This window comes from Flavobacterium gelidicaeli (assembly GCF_013294005.1).
Taxonomy (GTDB): Bacteria; Bacteroidota; Bacteroidia; order Flavobacteriales; family Flavobacteriaceae; genus Flavobacterium.
The window spans coordinates 134,016-153,432 of record NZ_JABSNK010000005.1 but is presented as its reverse complement, the minus strand read 5'-3'; the positions used below and the strand labels follow the sequence as shown (position 1 = coordinate 153,432).

Below are 19,417 nucleotides of genomic sequence, written 5' to 3'. Positions count from 1 at the left end.
TTTTTAGCGATACTTCAAAAGTAATGGCAATGCTTGAAAATTAAAATGATAAATGTCATACGGTACACGAAGTAGTTTTTTTAAAGAAAAGAGGCTTATAAAAAGCCTCTTTAAAGTTGTGAATGATTATTATTTAGAAATGCAGTTGTCAATAATTGCTTTCCATTTTTTTGCTAATTGGTGTTCTTCATACAAACGAATTTGATTTATTTGATCGTTTTCAATGGTGTAGATTGGGATGAATTCTTTTATATCGGTATTTTTATATTTAAATTCAAACTCAATTTTTACAATCGTTTCTTTTGGATTTTTGGTTGTAACTACTAAATCGCATGACGAAATAGTATTGAGATCAACAAATGCGGTGTATTCTTCCTTATAATTAAAGTCCATAAATAGAAACGCTTTTTTATTTTCGTCAATATTCATCACTTTATTGTTGAGTATTTCGGTTAGCTCATAGTTGTAAGTATTGTTTTTACTGTAGGCTTCTTTTATGGTTTTAATTTTATTTTTGCTTATCATATTAGAGCGAAAAACAAAGAAAAGAGGAGTTGCAATTAATAATGTAATGACAAGACCTATAATTGTTACGGATGTATCCATTTTTTATTTTTAAATTAGTTTATAGAACAAGACCAGCTCAATGCAATTGATTAAGCTGTATAAAATAGTATTGTGTAAGTATAAATGAATTTAAATCACCAGAAAAAATGGAACGGAAAGAGTAATATAGATACTTTTTCGCATCTATTAATATCTTGGTTTAAATAAGAGTTAAAGCAACTAAGTTTAGCCACATTTGTATTAAGTGTCAAAAACGCACTTTGCCATTTTATTACTGGATTGCTTTCTTTTTCTAGTTGTAAAGTAACCGTATAAACTGGTTGGGGCTGTATGAAAGCCTTATTTTGAATATGTTCTAGAGAGAATTTTGGACTCGATTGCTTTTCAATCTTAGTATGCATGGCATTTCCAGTCGCTGAAAAAGCAACTAAAAAAATGACAAGAAGTACAATAAAACTGATCGTTTTCCTAATCCAATTCATAATGCAAACTTATGTAATTGTAAGTGGTAAGCCTAATTTTTATAAATGAAATTAGCTTGTGTTTTTGTTTCATAAAAAAACCTCAAACTAGTACTAGAATGAGGTTTGTAATTTAAGAAAATCAGAAGTTATTCTTGGTTCAAATTTCTAATTTGTTTTAGTTTTTCTTTCCAAGTATCAAGACTTTCTCTGTGGATAGCAATGTTTTTACGAACTTCTAATACAATAGAATTTTCTTTTTTTGCATTTTTAGTATTTGTAAAAAACTGAATATTATTCTCTAACTGGAAAATTTCATTTTGAACTTCATCAATTTTTCTCATCAAGAAAATCTTTTCATTTTCAAGTTTTCGAGTATCATTATCTTCAGCTAATTGATCAATACGATTGGCAAAACGCATCATATCAGTATCTTTTTTGCTCAAGCTTAACTTGTCAAAAAGGGCGTCTAATATTTTGTTAAATTTCCCTTCAATGTGTCTTCTTGCATGAGGAACTCTACCTAGTTTTTTCCAGCTTTCGATGTGCAGTTTAATCGCATCTAAATCTGTTTTATGATCACCGGTTAGTTCAAATGCTCTTAAAGATTCTAAGTAAGCTTTTTTATTCTCAAAGGCAGCAATTTCCTCAGCGTCACTTTCGTTTTTTTGTTCTTTCAAACGATCAAAATAATGGTTGCAAGCTGCTTTAAATTCGGCCCAAACCTTATCAGAATATTTTCTAGGTACATGACCTATTTTTTTCCAGTCGTCCTGTATGCGTTTCATTACAGCCGTAGTCGTTTCAAAGTCGGTGCTGTCTTGAAGTTCTTGGGCTTTTGCTACAAGCGCATTCTTTTTATTGAGGTTATCGTTTTGATCTTTTTTAATTTCTTTGTAAAAGGAGTTTTTAAAAGAATTAAAGTCTCTTACAGCAGTTTTAAATTTACTCCATGTAGCTTCATTTATTTCTGATGGTACTTTTCCAGCGGCAAAAAAGGCTGTTCTTAAAGCTTCAACTTTTTCAATTTGTACTAACCACTGTGAATGAGAGTTTACTTTAATGGTAGCCAAATCTTCAATACCAGCTATAATTGCATTTTTATTCTCTAAATTTTCAGCTTCAACACCTCTTAATTTTTCGAATAAAAGCTCTCTTTTATCGTGCATTTTTTTAGTAAGATCACTAAATAAATTCCAGATCTCCTCACGGTGTTCTTTAGAAACAGGACCTATATCCTCTTTCCACATGCGGTGTAAATCTTGTAACTCTCTAAAAGCTTTATTTACATCTTCCTCTTGAAGCAATTCATCAACACGCAAAATAATTTTTTGTTTTTGCTCTAAATTATGTTTAAAATCTAAGTCTCTAGCCTCTCTATCAAGGTGTAAATAGTCATAGAAATTCTCAACGTGAAAGTGGTAGTTATTCCAAACGTGGTTGTATTTATCTTTAGGAATAGAGCCTGCATTTTTCCATCGGTCTCTTAATTCATTAAAATGTTTTAAGGTGTCTTTGATATTTTCCTGCGGATTAATCAACTCTTTTAATTCTTCAACAATGGCCAATCTAGTCTCTAGATTTGTTTTCAAGTTTGTTTGTAAACTCTTGAAATGTACATTTTTTTTATCTTTATATAAGGTGTAATATTCGTCAAAATGCGCTTTTAGAGGCAAATGATATTGAAAATCTTCCGTACTATCAGGGTTTTCTGCTTGAAACTCTTCTTTTTTCTCTTCAATAAAGTGGTTGTATTTTGCTAAAAAAGATTTCTTAATCTCATCAACATGCTCCTTTACAGACATTACTTTGTCAGTTTCCACAATAGTTTTTAACGCATCAACAAGTTCTTCCATAGACAAAGTGTCGTAGTCTTGCATAGGTATTTCGTGACGTTCCTTTAAAGTTTCATCTTCGCTTTCCTCAGCATTAGAGTCATCGATAGAATTTAGGGCTTTTTGATTGTCATTCTCTTGCGGTTTCGCTGTAACTGGCTCTTCAGTAGGAGTAACAGGAGTTTCTTGATTTTCTGATACGGTCTCGTTTAATTCTTGAGACGCAACGGCTAATTTTCCATCTGCATTTTGCAGGTTATCATTCTTTTCTTCTAACATTGGTTCAATGTGTAAGGTTGCTAATAAATTGAACTCGAAAGATAGTAAAGCAGTACTGAATAACAAAACAAATCGTTAATTTAGAGTGGTTTTATGTTAATAATTTCTTTTTTTTGGAGCTATTTCCCGCTATACACTATATCTTTTATAGCTTTAAAAAAAAGCCATAAAAGGATGCCGTTACTATCGGGGCTAAAGAATTTAGAGTTAATCATGAACTATTGTAGTAATTTGATATAAGGAAACATAAAATAAAATGATGAAATTTTTTAATTTTAGGTTTTAGTATAGTTGTCGTTGTGAATTGCTTTCAAAATTGTATTTTTACTTATAATTCCCAACCCGTTCGTGAAATGGAGAAAGAGGTATAATGTTGTGAATTGCTTTCAAAATTGTATTTTTACTTATAATTCCCAACCCAAGATAATTTTATTGCATTAGCTGAATTGTTGTGAATTGCTTTCAAAATTGTATTTTTACTTATAATTCCCAACCGTTCTTCATATAAATCAGGCTCGGAAACTGTTGTGAATTGCTTTCAAAATTGTATTTTTACTTATAATTCCCAACCTAATGATTTTAAATCAGCTCTCGAAGTTCGTTGTGAATTGCTTTCAAAATTGTATTTTTACTTATAATTCCCAACCGTTCAAGCCATTTATTCATGGCAGTTAAGGTTGTGAATTGCTTTCAAAATTGTATTTTTACTTATAATTCCCAACCAGTACTCGCAGTAGACGGGTCTTCTTACAGTTGTGAATTGCTTTCAAAATTGTATTTTTACTTATAATTCCCAACCGATTGTGCGCGCTTTTTCGTTATCCAGGTGTTGTGAATTGCTTTCAAAATTGTATTTTTACTTATAATTCCCAACCTACGAAGATATATGGGTAAAACATCTACTGTTGTGAATTGCTTTCAAAATTGTATTTTTACTTATAATTCCCAACACAAAGATGGGACTTATTATGTAGTGGGTGGTTGTGAATTGCTTTCAAAATTGTATTTTTACTTATAATTCCCAACGCAGTGTAGTGCGGGAAATAGGGTAAACAGGTTGTGAATTGCTTTCAAAATTGTATTTTTACTTATAATTCCCAACTTATTCCAGATGTAAACAACCATGTGCTTTGTTGTGAATTGCTTTCAAAATTGTATTTTTACTTATAATTCCCAACCAATGACTTGGGATAATGTTCAGGAAATTTGTTGTGAATTGCTTTCAAAATTGTATTTTTACTTATAATTCCCAACCCTTTATTGTAGATATTCACGCCATCATGCGTTGTGAATTGCTTTCAAAATTGTATTTTTACTTATAATTCCCAACCCGTATGAACCATTGATTAGTATATCAGGGTTGTGAATTGCTTTCAAAATTGTATTTTTACTTATAATTCCCAACATTACTCAACAGATTATAATTAAACCATGGGTTGTGAATTGCTTTCAAAATTGTATTTTTACTTATAATTCCCAACAAATGTTCTTTGTGCAGTTAATCCATCAGGGTTGTGAATTGCTTTCAAAATTGTATTTTTACTTATAATTCCCAACATACCGCGATTCAATCGTTTGATATGTTGTGAGTTATCGATTTGTTTAGAAAGTAAAAATTGATTGTTAATTAGTATTGAATGTCAATCAGTTGTTGGTTTTTAGAATCCTAATTTTTAAAAAAGCTCCAATTGTTGCGAAGGTTTATCTGGTTCTACCGCTTTTTTTCCATAAAAAAGCTCCATCATCCCAAATTGTTTGTCGGTAATTTGCATTATGCCAATTTTGCCGTGTTCGGGTAAACTGTTTCTAATTCGCTTTGTATGTACTTCGGCATTTTCTCTACTAGCACAAAAACGCATATAGATGGAAAATTGAAACATAGAAAAGCCATCGTCCAATAATTTCTTGCGAAATCCACTGGCAATTTTACGCTCTTTTCGCGTTTCTGTAGGTAGGTCAAAAAAAACTAATATCCACAAACTTCTATATTGATTTAATCTTGTATAATGTTCTTCATGCATGTTTTATAGGTCTAATTCTTAAAGTTAAAATGGGTTAACTATAGACAGGATATAATATTTTACGTGCTGTTCCCTCAAAACATTCTTGTAAGGAGTGCGTAGTGCGACTCATGGCAACCATTAAGGGACTATTTTTACCATCTATAAGTACATCAATTGTAGCAATACTCAATAATTGTTTCTTGATTTCGGTAGTCAATTCGTCATAACAATCTTGAGTTTCCATAATGTGACATACTATTAAATCAACATAGGGTCGATACGGTTCCATAATGTCGTCAGCGAGACAGTAAGCATTGTATTTATTGCGATGAAAAATCCCCAGTGTAGGCAACATTCCTGAGCTTACAATGGCGCGGGCGGTTATGGCTCTTAGAATAGCATATCCATAGTTGAGCAAATTATTTGGCGCCACACCCTTTTGACCACGTGTGAAATTTTCAACCTTAATAAGATTCTGCCAATAGAATACGGCTGCCCTTGATTCATGGTTAAGCGCATCACCCGAACTCACTTCTGTTGCCCAAATTTCCATTTTACGACACGGAATTCCTTTTTCTTTCAATAAACCTGCTTGGTTTCTAATTTTGGCGCTAATGGTTTGTTGCCATAAATTTTTTTTAAGTGGGGCAGAAGCGTTAATTTGGTTTTTAAATCGTTCGCTTTGCTCTGTATGACCATTCAGTGGCATTAATAACCCTATAGGTAAATGGTACTGGTCACAATTAATTAGTGCTACATTATTGTTAGTCAATTTTTCAAGTAAGCCATTGGTGATTGTTATTTGTTGATTTTCTAATACAATGACACCAATATCTTCAATCGCAACTGTTTTAGTCTCTTGTTCTTTATCAGGATAAGAGATCACTATTTGTTCGTTTTTGGTACTCAGATAGGCTGGGTTGCCAAAGAAAAGCGTTCGTTTGATCATTTTTTTGGTTTTAAATTAATAATCCTATTCTAATGACTTACAATATCTTTTGGCTAAAGCCAATTTGGAATGTTTTATTGTTGAATGGGTTGAAACCCATTATTATTGAAAATTTATATTGTCATCATTTTTAAATGACTTTAGGATTAGACTATCTCCAGCTATTGAGTTGCCTCCCGCTTTAGCTGGAGGAAAACAAATTGATATTTATAAATTGGCTTTAGCCAAAATCTATTCTTTTGGTAAATTATATTTAACAATAAACTCCTCATATTCTTCTTGGAATGTGTATTTGGCGTGATGTTGTTCTTGGTTTTTAATATAGTTGCGCACTCTGTCAATCATAGATTCTGAAACGGACACAGCAAAATATTCATCTTGCCATTGAAATTGACCTTTACACAAATTGTTTTTATTTATCCAAAAAGAAGACTCGCCTTTTATTAGCTGCATTGTTTTTTGAATGGTTTGATCGGCTCCCAAAGAAACCAAGCAATGACAATGATCTGTATATCCATTTACAAAATCAACAAAGATTCCTTTCTCTTTGGCGTTTTCTTTAATATGAAGCCATACTTTCTGCCGCAATTCTTTACTATCCAGAAAGGGAAATCTGTTTTTTGTACTCCAAACAAAATGAATATAGGTTTTGATGTAGGACATAATTATTTGTATTTAGTGAATATGCTTATTTATCAAGAGTATTAGATTAATTTTATCCAAAGCTCCCCCAATCCTATTGAATGTGATGGATCAATAATTATTGTTGTACTCTTTTTGGCTAAAGCCCTCACTATTTGTTTTTATTGTGCCGAATGGGTTAAAACCCAATCCTATTGAATTAATAAAAATCGACATTCATTGTCAATCAATTGCCTCCAGCTTTAGCTGGAGGTAAAATGTTAATTATTATAGGTATTGGCTTTAGCCGAATTATTTTGGCTAAAGCCTCTTCCTTGTGTTTGTCTATTTTAGATTGGGTTAAAACCCAATCCTATTGAATCAATATATTATCTAATGATATTTCTAATTTCCCCTAATCTGTCAATCTCTAATTTCCAAAAATTTTCTTTAATAGTTGTTCCTTCAAACGATTTAGAGAGTTTAGAATCAAAACTTGTATCTAGCTCTTTTGGAGCTATATTTTTGGCAAAATGATTTGGAGTAAAATAAATAGTATAGCCTGAAAAATCATTAACATTATAACATCTAAGCACTTGTTCTTTACTTAAGTTATTCAAATTTATATAATTTGAATTTTCTAACTCTTCATTTGATGGTAAATACACCAAGTCATTCGGAGACAGAAATTGATTTAATTTATATTCTATTTTAGTTTTATCATCTAAATATTTATCAGGAACTGGCGATAATCCATCTTTAAGGTTTTGAATTACAACATTAAAAGGAATAGTTCTATAAATTCTTTTACCTAGTTCGTCTTTATAAATTGCAAAAAACAAATTTGTACCTTTAGCAGTTTCAACAAATTTATTTATTTTATTTCCTGTTTCACCTAAAGGGAACTTATTACTTTCTTCAAAAATCCTCACTCTTTTAATGGGTTGATGGTTTTTACCATCGTTTAAAAAAGTAATATTTTTATTCAAATCTTCTAGACCATTTTCAGAAAAAGCTATTTCATGTGGAGCTACCTTTTTACCGTTTTCATCAAATGTGTTTTGATATTTTAGTTGTTTAAGATGATTCAATAGAATTTTTTGAATGCCAGTATCTGTTATTTTTTCAATTCTTTTTTCGTCAAAAGTAATGTCGAGTGTTTTTCTTGTGGCAGTTGCTTCTAGCGTTTCATAAATTTGAATTTTATCAGTGGTTTTACCGTTGATTGTTACAAGAAATGCTTTTAGATGTTTTTTCAAGCCAACTATATTGTTTGGATATAATTCAATTTTAGCCTTTAGTTGCTTTTTAACCTCTTTATCAACAATTAAGTCAACCTGTTCAATAGCATTTGCTATGGTGATATGACTTTGTTTAATTCGTTTCAAAAATACTTTTCCACTTACCGTTTCGGCATGCATTGATTTTCTAATTGCCCAATTGTCTCCTTTGGTTTGCGTAATAACTTTCTTTTGCGCTAATCCGTTTGCGTCAACATTCAAATTGCCGTTTTCATCTTTATAACTCACATACTTGTTTACCGTTTTATTGATAACTCTAGTATTTTGCTTAAAGCTTGTGATGGTTGTATTTAATTTGTCTTCGGCATCTGTTGTAAAGTTCTTCCAAGGTTTATGAAATTCTTTTGCAAATTTTTGAGTTTTTCCATTAATTTGGATTTCCTCCGTTCTTCTCAATTTAGTGACCAAAGAATAATTTGTTCTTTGTGAATTTATCGAATTTAAATAATTGATGTGGTCTTTTGTCACACAAGCAATTACCAATGCATCCAAAGCATGATGCCTATGGTCAATTCTTTTTTTGGTAAACCCTTTTGCAATGGCATCTGGTACTGTGGTTTGAAAAACCCTTTTACCTTCATTACCATAAGCATCTTTTTTCAATTCAAATTGTCCAAAATCATTCGAATTTGTAATCGCATTTAAACGTTCAAAACGAGGACTTACTATATTGTTCCAAACATCATTTAGCCCCCAATCTTGTTTCATTCTTGAGGTTATACTTCCGTTTAGCGAAACAACATGTTTTGAGGTTACTTCTTGTTCATCATCTTCACGAACAATTTTGCTCAATAGATTTTTTACTATTTTGCTAATGTATTTGGTATCGTTTAGTTGTCTTGATATAAATTGGTCTGGAATTTCTTCGGTTAGCAATCTTTTTTGTTTGTTTTTATTTTTAGAATAATAACTAATGATATGCTGTTTGTAAGCTTCTTTTGTAAAAATTCTAACGGTTTCGCCACCAGTTAGTGTCACTATTCTATTTTCATTATTATTTATAAATTCTAAAGCCGTCATATTACTTTTCAGCTCATTAACTTCTGATTCACAAATTACTTTATTTGATAACGAATCGTCAAATAATCTGGATTGTGGGATTATATGTTCTATTTGATATTTGGTTGTGAATAATTTACTCAACGGAATGAGTTTTCCAGTATATGGGGATGCATAACCTTGTTCTAACCACAATTTATACTTGTTTATTTCAGAAGTAGTTGGTTTTGAATTTTTTCTGATTTTATCAACTTCCTCTAATTTTTCTTTACGATTTTCACTGTTATAAACTCCTTCTTCATAAATTTTTAAAATCTCTTGTTGACTTGGTGAATAGGGACGTACATCATCAACGCCATCGTTTTTCAATTCGGTCAAAACAGCTTTTATTCTTAAGTTTGTATTCTCGTTTTTACTGATATTATCTGTAATTCTTTTTCTATCAGCAGCACTATTTTTCATTTCGCGCCCTAATTCAATATGAATTTCATTAAAGAAATTTTCTTTCCCTTCTCCAAAATGTTGCCAAATATCTTTAACTACTCTCAAAGTTTCTGTTATTACTTGCTCTACAATTGGGTTTCTTAAAGAATGTTGTTTGAATTCATACTTTAAAAATTTTTCTATATCCGCAGGAGTTTTCCATTTAGAAACATCGCTGGCTTCGCTATGTTTGTCATAAACAATATAAGAGGCTAACCATAAGGGCAGGCCTTTAAAATCTTCAATTTTATGCAAGCCTATTGCTTTATCACGTACGCGATTTCTAATCTTTTCATCAAATTCGCCTGTTTGAATTTTATCTATTCTATCAAGAGTCTTAGTATCAATATTTTTTGTATCCCAGTAACTACCACAACGCATTAAAGGCAATAATTTCTTTATGGTTTTTTCTGAAAAAGAGCCATATTCTTTTTTGTACGGTTTTATTTTAGAAAAGTTTATAATGAATTCATTGGGCAAATTATGTTTTTTGGCAAAAGTGCTTATTGCTTTTGTAATTTCAATTTTATCTGTAACCGAATATAAAATATGCCACAAATCTTGGGTATTCTTGGTATTGAAAAAAGATTTGTCTACGTCAATTTTTGCAATAGCATTCAAAAATTGGTTTCTGGTTTCATTGCATGGATAACTTTTGTCTTCAACAAAATTCCATCTGTATTTGTCTTCTTTTAATTTGAAATTTGCTAAAAACTGTTTTTGACTAATCTCTGCTTTATCATTCAACCAATTCAAAAGTTCTTCAACATCTTCTTCTGATTTTAGGTAATCATTGGTAACCTCAATATCATCTAGAACACCTCTTTTATATATTTTTAGATTTTTGGCAAATTGTAACAATCTAAATTCTTGGAAAATAGGATTTGACCTTGCAATGCATTTGAGTGCTTTTACAATTTGTTTTCCGTTAGTATCTTTTACCAAAACACCATTTTTATCTTTTATTGGGCGAAATTCTAAACTACAATCACTTATTAAGGATGTTTTACTTTTAAGTGGTCTTTGAAAAAAAATAATATCATCTAAAAATAAGTAATCAAAACCTCGGTCTTTGATACTATTTATATGAGACTCATTATTTTTGTATAATTCGTCGATACAGTTTTTATATAGTTTTTTATCCTTCAAAATTTCAGAATGAAATTCTAGTTGCTTTTTTAGAATTTCTCTAAGTTCGTCTTTGTAAAATTTTCTTTCTATAGTACGTACTAATTCGCCTTTTATTTTTTGATTCGGATTTTTTAATAATGCTTCGTAAATGTATGTTCCAACAGATTTTCCGCTTTGATTAATCGTTTGTTCAGTTCTTATTTTTACTAAGGCCCAATCATCATCTTTTGGCGATCTAAAACTTCTTTTTTCTTCATTATCTTTAGTTAATTTTACTGTTCCATCGTCATTGTACTCCGTTGTGACAATAAAACTTTTTGACTTTCCAATCCAATCAGATAAAGAAATCTTACTTTCTCTTTTGTAAATCCATCCATTTTCTAGAATAACATTGTACCAAGTTCCAGTTTTTCCTTTATCTCTTTCAATAACATCTGATACCAATAGCGTATGAAATTCTTCTTTTTTATTTTTATTTTCTTCCTGTTCCTCTCCACGCAATTGATAATAGCCTCTTTTTTGATTAAAATTAAGCAGAATCCAAGCCAGTTCTTCTTTAGAAATTTTTGTAGTCAATGCTTTTTTTCTCAAATAATAAATTGTCCAATCATAAGGGATGTTTTTTATAGCTGGAAATAAAGTTTTAAACTCAGCCAGCATCTCTTGATGACTTTCTTTGAAAATAAATTGATTTTTACCGTTTTCAATTTTATAAAAAGAGAACTTTTCTTCCCTTTCGGGTTTGAATTGTCCAAACTTTTTTTCAAAATCAATTGCTTCTGAATAATGTTCAGGTAAAAATTTTAAAATATTTAGGACTCTATGCAATCGTTCACGTCTTAATAAAAAGCGCTGTACTAATCTTCTTGTTCCTCTGTATTTTGTTCTTTCAGCAGTTTGGGATAAAGAAACACCACTATCAAACTTCCCTAATACATCTTGAGTCATAGGGATTATACGACTTCCTAAACCTTCGATACTTCCAGTTTTAGTATCAAAGTCATTGGTTGTTAACGCCCAGCCAATACTATTAGTCCCCAAATCCAATCCTAATATTTTCTTCATTGTATGATGATTTTCTTATTATTCTTATCAATTGCTAAATATAAATATAAGAAAATTAAGAACCTTACGGGAAACCGTAATTGGATATTAAAAATTTTATCGTAATATTGTCTTACAATTTTGAAGCAATTCACAATAAGGATTATTCCGTTGTGAAAACATTCAAAGCGGCCTCACAAGGGTCGCTTTTTTTTTGGTTTAAACTTAAGTTTTGATATTAAACTCATAAAAAAATAGAGAATAGACTACAGTATTAAAAAATCGTAGGGACGCTTTTAGTATAATTATTATTGAGCATAAAAAAAGCTTTCAATCTAATTCAAGACTGAAAGCTTTTTCTATATTTTTCAATTATTTATTTATTCCATATTTCCCATGATTTTTCTGCTTGGTAGACAAGCATATCATAACCATTTTTAGTTTGTGCCCCTTTGGCGGAAGCCTTACTTAAAAACTGCGTAATTGGGGGATTATATATTAGGTCAAATGCAATGTGCTGAGGGGTGAAAAACTCATACGGAATTAATGGAAAAGCAGCTATGTCAGGGCTTGTGCCTACTGGTGTGGCATTAATTACTATTGTATGACTCTCAAATGTATCTTTATCAAGATCTTCATAGGAGATAGTGTTTTCGTTTTTTATCCTAGACACAAAAGTATAGGTTATTCCTAGCTCATCAAGAGCAAAACAAACGCCCTTTGATGCACCACCAGTACCTAAAATCAATGCTCTTTTATGGTGTGATTTTAATAATGGTTTTATTGCTTTTTTAAAACCATAATAATCAGTATTGTATCCTTTTAATTTGCCTTTTGCAGTAAACTTAATGGTATTTACAGCACCTATTAATTTTGCTTTTTTTGATAATTTATCTAAATAAGGCATCACTGCTTCTTTATACGGAATCGTAACATTGATACCAGCTAATTCTTCGTGATTGTTTTTTATTAAATCCTCAAATTCACTAATTTCGTCTAAGTCAAAATTCTCGTAACTATAATTGATAGCGGCATCTTTTTCAAATTTAGCAGTGAAATATCCTTTTGAAAAAGAATAACTAATATTTTTTCCTAGTAAACCAAAGCGTTTTTTATTAGTTACAGCCATTATTCTTTTTTGTATTTATCAATATAATTGCGAACGATTTTTTTTGTCCATACTACAGGAAATAAGTCTTCAATCAATACATAGTTATCAAATTTTAGACGCAACCCATTGCTTAAATGAAATTTAGCCTTGGTGTTTTCTTGGGTCATAAAATACAATCCAGCCAAACGGTATTCAATTTCGTTTTCTTCAGGAAAATATTCTGACGCTTGCAATAACGTTTGTATTGCACTATCAAACTCGCCCAAAAACTGCAAAATATCAACCCAAAATAACCAAGTGTCTAATGCAGTATCTCCAAACTCAACTGCTTTTCTAAAACCAAATTCAGCTTCCTCAAAGAAATTCATTTCCTTGTTGATTGTAGCATAGCGCTTCCAGTACAAACGATTTTGATTGTCGATTGCTAATGCTTTATTGACAAAAAATAAGGCTTTTTGGTAATTCTTTTGACGCAAGTAAAAATCAGTTATCGCAATCCAACCTTTGTCTAAAAGGGGGTCTTCGTGTACCGTTTCATTATAATATTTTAATGCTAAAACAGTATTTCCTAAACGTTCGTGACATTTCCCTATTCGCAACAGCGCATAAGAGGTAGCGTCATCAAGCGCGATGGTTCTATTGTAACTTTCAATTGCTTCTTCGTATCTTTTTAGACGTTCATAGGCTTTGGCTTTTTCCATAAAGGCGCCTAAAAACTCATCATCAATTAAAGTAGCATAATCAAATGCGCGAATGGCATTTTCATAATCTTTTAGATCATAATACAAGCGTCCTACTTGATGCCAAGCAATTTCGCTGTAGGGATTTTTATCAATGTATTTATTTAAATACGTTATCGCCTCTAGATTTTGATCTAAAAATTCAAAACAATACACCACATTATACAAAGCCGATTGATCTTCAAGATCTTCCTCTAGACATTTTATGAAACTCTCTTTTGCAAGCTCTAGATTGTCCATAAAAAGATATTCCATACCAATTAAGTTATAGACATCAGCATAATCATCAGTATAAGTAAGGGCTATTTTTAAGAACTCAACCGCTTTTTCATGTTGGTCTCTTTTAGAATAAATATTGGCTTTTTGTATGTATATCTCTTCGTTATTGGGCTCAATTGCATACAGTTCATTGAGTAATTTTTCGGCGATGTCTAATTTATCGTCAAATACGAGCATCTCTACCTGAACTAGTTTTAAACCAGTTGATTTTGGGTGTTGATCTAGTCCTAATTTTAATGCTTTTTTGGCTAAAGCCGCCTTACCCATATCGAGATAATGAAGAATGATTTCTTCAAATTCTTCTGAGTCAAAAAAGAGTACTTTGTTGGTTTTCAACATAGACTCAAATTTGGATAATGATAAGTTATAGTCTTCTTCTTCGTTGCTTAATTGCATGCTTTGTTTTTTTGAATTTGACCTATTTAAAATTAGGTATCATTACTATTGATGTGAAGAAAAATTAGAATTGTTGTGAACAATTTAATTAACAATACACAGTATTGTTTAATCGCTACTAGTAATTATTGTATTTAAAGGGTAGCTGATAGTAGAACTTCATCCATAACTTCCTTCATTATGGCACATCCTTCCTTAATTTCGTCGTTAGAAATTGTTAATGGTGGTGTGATTCTTATTGCGCATCCCTCAAATAGTAACCAGAATAAGATAAGTCCTTTGTCTTGACATTTTAAAATCACTTCATTTGTTATTGCTGCACTTTCGGTCATAACGGCAAGCATTAACCCTTTTCCTCTCACTTCCTTTATCAAAGGATGTACCAAAAGTGATCGGTACAATTTTTCCTTCTCTAACGTCTGCTGCATTAAATCGGTCTCAGTTATTTCTTGCAAAGTAGCTAAACAAGCTGACGCAATGACAGGATGACCACCAAAGGTTGTTATGTGACCCAGTTTTGGGTTATCACTCAATAAATCCATCATTGCTGATGAAGCTGTAAAAGCACCTACGGGCATACCGCCTCCCATTCCTTTTCCCATAACCACTATATCTGGAACAACATCGTAGTTTTGAAATCCAAATAATTTTCCTGTTCTACCAAAACCAGGTTGGATTTCATCAAGAATCATAATGGCACCTACTTCGTTACAACGGGCTCTTACTTTTTTTAGAAAATCATTTTCGGGCTGAATAAAACCAGCACCTCCTTGAATGGTTTCTAATAAAACCCCAGCTGTTTTAGTCGTTATTTTATCTAAATCAGCCTCATTATTAAAGGTAATAAATGCTACGTCAGGAATAAGCGGACGAAAAACTTGTTTGCGTTCTTCAAACCCCATAACGCTCAAAGAACCCATGGTGTTCCCGTGATACGCATTGTGACAAGAAATTAATTCACTGCGACCAGTTACTCTTCGAGCTAATTTTAGAGCGCCTTCAATTGCTTCAGTACCTGAATTTACTAAGTACGTTTTGTCAAGTGGAGCCGGTAGGAGTGAGGCCATTAATTTACAATAGGCAACCGCTGGGCTTTGAGAATACTCTCCATAAACCATCACGTGTGAATATTTATCTAATTGATCCTTTATGGCTTGGTTGACTCTTGCGGGTTGATGCCCTAAAGTACAAGCTGAAACACCTGCAACAAAATCTAAATATTTTTTGTCATTAGTGTCATAAATATAGGAGCCTTTAGCGTATGAAACTTCCATTCCTAATGGATATGGTGATGTTTGTGCTTGGTATTTTATAAAATCTTCGTTCAATCTATGGTATCTTTTGTATATTAAAAATAGTTCTTTTTACTGTAAATCAGAAATTACAATTAATAAAAAAACTATTTCTTTTTGGGTTTCTTTTTCGGCTTCTTTTTGTCATAATCTAAAGTTTCTTTCCTGATTTTCATCGGAACGTTTTCTTTAGCATCGTCTTTTTTTGCAGCAGAAATCATCTTTTCGTTATACTCATTTTCTTCAGCAGAAAAAAGGTCTTCTTTAGTAAAAATGCGCTCCTCACCACGCCAGACAAGTCCGCGTAATTTTCGAGCATTTTCGGGTAACTCTTTTTCTGGATAAATATCGCCATCAACTTGGTCATAAAATGTAATGGTCTCGATAGCATTATTTTCGAGAATAAGATTAATTTTACTACTTACATTTTTATTGATTCCAATGAGTTCGTTACTATCATTACGCATGTAATAAATTACTTCGGCATTTTTTATAATGTCAACATCACGGAGTTTACCATCGTTAAATTTACCAAATAAATTGAGTCCCTTGACCTGATTATAACCGGTTCCTAAGGTGTCCCGAGAGACTAAAAAGGTGTTGTTTAGCACTTTTAGCGAATCTAATTTTCGGGTGGTATTGTTTCCTATTAAATGCATTACATCACCAGTAATCTGGTTGTCACCATTCCATAACACAGGATTTCCTATCAATTTTGTCAAGGCAATTCTTGAGTTCGAATAAATCGAATCACATTTTCCGCTCATGTCTTTCTTTAAAAACCGAACATTATTAAAAGCTCTAATGATTCTATCACCTTCTTTTCCAGTTACCATGAGTTTTTTTCCGTGTATGTAGACAGAGTCATTATCGACAAAGTTAATTGCTAATGCACGTTTAGTTACAAACATAGAGTCTTTCTTTTTGTAAACTTCTCCGTAATGTCCTTTAATTACACCTCGATTGATTGAGTCTGTAATTTTTACATTCCGTGTTGCTGAGGCAAATTCTCTGTTGCGATCGTAGTACAAACTATCGCCTTCTATGAGTCGGTCATCGTATTTTATATAGGATTTCCTAAGGAAATGTGCTAGATTTTTCTTGGTGTCGTAAAAACCTTTTTCGGTATAAATATAATTGTTTTTACTAGTAATTGTTGATGGACCAAAGAGATAAGAGTGCCCGGAATTACTATAGTAATCTAAATGATTCGATTTTATTACATATTGAGGATTTGTTATGGTAACGGCTGTTAAGAACTGAAATTTCTTTTCGGCTACGTAATATCTTCCTGATTTAGAACGCAACGTATTGTCTTTATTCGTGATGGTTCCTTGAGTGTTGTAATACACTTGTTGTACATTTCGATCAAAATTAATAGTATCTGTGACCAAAGTTGCATCTGGAGAACTCATATACGCTTCACCAGAGGCAAATGCTTTTTTAACATTTCCATTATATTCGGCATATTTACTATTTAAAAATAAAGTGTCTCCTTGTACTATTTGTACATTTCCAAAAGCTTTGATGTAATTCTCTTTTTGAAAATAATAGGCTTTATTACATGTTAATACAATTCCGTCATGATTAACACGTACATTTCCAGTCAGTAAAAAAGCATCTGGATTTTCGACTTGATTAATATCAGCAAAATCAGAATGCTCAACAATAATTTTTTTTGGTGCTTGCGCCAAAGTTGATTTAGTACTAAAAATCAGCAATAAGCAGCCTATGAAGAATAGTGATTTATTCAATGGATTAATTTTTTGTCAAATTTAAGAAAAAGGAAACAATCCTAATCGATATTAGCATTTATTTATAGGTTTAAAAGCTTTTAGACCAGCATCCTACTCTTAGTTAGCGGGATAACTTATCAACAATAAACCCAACTCTCACGTTGTAGTGTTGTTTTTGATTTTGTTTTAACGCTTAGATAAAATTGGAGTATAGTGTAGTTTTGAATTTTATAGTAAATTTAGAAAGTTATAATTCATAATAAAGCACAATCACGAGCTATTAAAATAGTGTAACCGAACCAATAATAATGAAAAATAAAAAATTATTTATAGGCCTTAGTTTAGTTTTACTAACTGCAGCTTGTAAAACAACGGAGTTAAAATCAAAACAAGATATAGATACCGAGAAAAGAGAGCGTAAAATAGTAGTTTATCAAGTTTTTACGCGTTTATTTGGGAATAAAAATACCACTAACAAACCTTGGGGAACAATTTCAGAAAATGGAGTAGGGAAGTTCAATGATTTTACGGATACTGCTTTGCATGAAATCAAAGATTTAGGAGTGTCTTATATATGGTATACTGGTGTTCCACATCATGCCTTAGTGGGAGATTATACTGCAATAGGAGTCTCAAATGACGATCCTGATGTTGTAAAGGGGCGGGCAGGTTCTCCATACGCTGTCAAGGATTATTATAATGTAGACCCTGATTTAGCTGTTGATCCAGCTCATCGATTGCAAGAATTTGAAGCTTTGATTGGAAGAACGCATACTGCGGGAATGAAGGTAATTATTGATATTGTTCCCAATCATATTGCTCGAAAATATGAAGGGAAAAATAACCCAGAGGGTGTTAACGACTTTGGTGCAGATGATGATGTGACTGTGGAGTATAAAAGAGATAATAATTTCTATTATATTCCAAATTCTAAATTTGAGGTTCCGGATACGGACAAACCTTTAAACGGAGAAGCAAATCCTTTAAGCGATGGTAAATTTGACGAAATTCCTGCTAAATGGACGGGTAACGGTTCTAAATTGTCAAAACCTGATAAGAATGATTGGTACGAAACCGTAAAAGTAAATTACGGAATCCGTCCTGATGGAACTAAGGATTTTCCTGAATTACCCAAACGTTATGGATCGAAATCTTATGCTGCTCATTTTGAATTTTGGAAAAATAAAGAGGTGCCAGATTCTTGGAAAAAATTCCGTGATATTGCCTTGTACTGGACTGCTAAAGGTGTCGATGGATTTAGATACGATATGGCTGAAATGGTTCCATATGAGTTTTGGAGTTACATGAATTCAGCGATAAAAATGGCAAATCCTAATGCCTTTTTATTAGCCGAAGTGTATAACCCAAAAGAATATAGAAATTACATTAATTTAGGTAAAATGGATTATTTATATGATAAAGTGGAGACTTATGATAAGCTGAAGGAGATAATTCAAGATAAAGCATCGCCTGATGCACTTTCTAGCATTCAAAACGGAATGAAAGATATTGAACATCACATGTTACATTTTCTGGATAATCATGATGAGCAACGTTTAGCAAGTGCTGAATTTGCTAAATCTCCCGAAAGAGGAAAGCCGTTGATGGTTGTTTCTACCACATTAAGCTCATCACCCACAATGATTTATTTTGGTCAAGAAGTAGGGGAATCGGGGAATGAAAATGGAGGTTTTGGAACTCATTCTCGAACATCGATTTTTGATTATGTAGGTGTTCCAAGTCACCAACGCTGGATGAATGAAGGTAAATTTGACGGCGGTCAACTGACGGATAAAGAAAAAGAACTGCGTGATTTTTACAAACGATTATTAAACTTCTCAGTTAATAGTACTGCATTAATGGGAGATTTTGGAGAAATCCAAACTAGTAATAGAAAAAACACAAAGGATTTTGATGCTAAAATTTATGCTTTTACTCGTTGTTCAGTAGATGAAAAATTAGTTGTAGTCACTAATTTTTCGGATAGCAAAACTAGTAATTTCAATCTTGAGATTCCATCAAGTGTTATTAAGAAGTGGAATATGAAGGATGGAAATTACTCACTTATTGATCAATTGTACAACCAGAATAAAACAACGCTTGTTGTAAAAAACGGCATAGGAAATGTAGCCATTACAATAGCCCCGCTGGAATCTTTTATCTATAAATTACAGTAACTTAGCTGGAATT

At 31.9% G+C, this 19,417-nt stretch carries 12 protein-coding genes and 1 CRISPR repeat array; of the genes, 1 reads left to right on the top strand and 11 read right to left on the bottom strand.

Annotated elements, in window-relative coordinates; genetic code table 11:
• Nucleotides 1–129: 129 nt before the first annotated feature.
• The 11 genes from HNP99_RS09395 to HNP99_RS09345 all read right to left on the bottom strand — a co-directional run bounded on the left by HNP99_RS09395 (nucleotide 130) and on the right by HNP99_RS09345 (nucleotide 17,245).
• The gene (locus HNP99_RS09395) at nucleotides 130–606 is read right to left on the bottom strand and encodes a hypothetical protein (protein WP_173853119.1); all 477 of its coding nucleotides are present in this window, start codon (nucleotides 604–606) and stop codon (nucleotides 130–132) included.
• A gap of 95 nt (nucleotides 607–701) precedes the next feature.
• A complete protein-coding gene (locus HNP99_RS09390; protein ID WP_173853118.1) occupies nucleotides 702–1,049 on the bottom strand; it encodes a hypothetical protein in 348 nt (115 codons plus the stop codon).
• A 128-nt stretch (nucleotides 1,050–1,177) separates the two neighbouring features.
• A complete protein-coding gene (locus HNP99_RS09385; RefSeq protein WP_173853117.1) occupies nucleotides 1,178–3,142 on the bottom strand; it encodes a DUF349 domain-containing protein in 1,965 nt (654 codons plus the stop codon).
• Between the two features lie 296 nt (nucleotides 3,143–3,438).
• Nucleotides 3,439–4,700: direct repeats of the CRISPR family, unit length 47 nt; unit sequence GTTGTGAATTGCTTTCAAAATTGTATTTTTACTTATAATTCCCAACC.
• Between the two features lie 115 nt (nucleotides 4,701–4,815).
• Nucleotides 4,816–5,163, bottom strand: coding sequence for a CRISPR-associated endonuclease Cas2 (gene cas2, locus HNP99_RS09380; RefSeq protein ID WP_173853116.1), 348 nt, complete (start codon nucleotides 5,161–5,163; stop codon nucleotides 4,816–4,818).
• Nucleotides 5,164–5,197: 34 nt separating this feature from the next.
• Nucleotides 5,198–6,094: a type II CRISPR-associated endonuclease Cas1 gene (gene cas1, locus HNP99_RS09375; protein ID WP_173853115.1), complete on the bottom strand. Its 897-nt coding sequence runs from the start codon at nucleotides 6,092–6,094 to the stop codon at nucleotides 5,198–5,200.
• A gap of 231 nt (nucleotides 6,095–6,325) precedes the next feature.
• Nucleotides 6,326–6,757, bottom strand: coding sequence for an IS200/IS605 family transposase (gene tnpA / locus HNP99_RS09370; protein WP_173853114.1), 432 nt, complete (start codon nucleotides 6,755–6,757; stop codon nucleotides 6,326–6,328).
• A 347-nt stretch (nucleotides 6,758–7,104) separates the two neighbouring features.
• A complete protein-coding gene (gene cas9, locus HNP99_RS09365) occupies nucleotides 7,105–11,694 on the bottom strand; it encodes a type II CRISPR RNA-guided endonuclease Cas9 (RefSeq protein WP_173853113.1) in 4,590 nt (1,529 codons plus the stop codon).
• A gap of 355 nt (nucleotides 11,695–12,049) precedes the next feature.
• Nucleotides 12,050–12,802 (bottom strand): shikimate dehydrogenase family protein, encoded by a 753-nt coding sequence (locus tag HNP99_RS09360; RefSeq protein ID WP_173853112.1) that lies wholly within the window; start codon nucleotides 12,800–12,802, stop codon nucleotides 12,050–12,052.
• Entirely contained in the window at nucleotides 12,802–14,199 is a 1,398-nt protein-coding gene (locus HNP99_RS09355; protein ID WP_173853111.1) for a tetratricopeptide repeat protein, read from the bottom strand. Before HNP99_RS09355 ends, HNP99_RS09360 begins: the two co-directional genes overlap by 1 nt.
• A 134-nt stretch (nucleotides 14,200–14,333) precedes the next feature.
• A complete protein-coding gene (locus tag HNP99_RS09350; protein ID WP_173853110.1) occupies nucleotides 14,334–15,527 on the bottom strand; it encodes an aspartate aminotransferase family protein in 1,194 nt (397 codons plus the stop codon).
• A 71-nt stretch (nucleotides 15,528–15,598) separates the two neighbouring features.
• On the bottom strand, nucleotides 15,599–17,245 hold the full coding sequence (locus HNP99_RS09345; RefSeq protein ID WP_173853109.1) for an OstA-like protein: 1,647 nt from the start codon (nucleotides 17,243–17,245) through the stop codon (nucleotides 15,599–15,601).
• A 290-nt stretch (nucleotides 17,246–17,535) separates the two neighbouring features.
• Between HNP99_RS09345 and HNP99_RS09340 the strand changes: the two genes are divergently transcribed.
• Entirely contained in the window at nucleotides 17,536–19,404 is a 1,869-nt protein-coding gene (locus HNP99_RS09340) for an alpha-amylase family glycosyl hydrolase (RefSeq protein WP_173853108.1), read from the top strand.
• The last annotated feature ends 13 nt before the right edge of the window (nucleotides 19,405–19,417 follow it).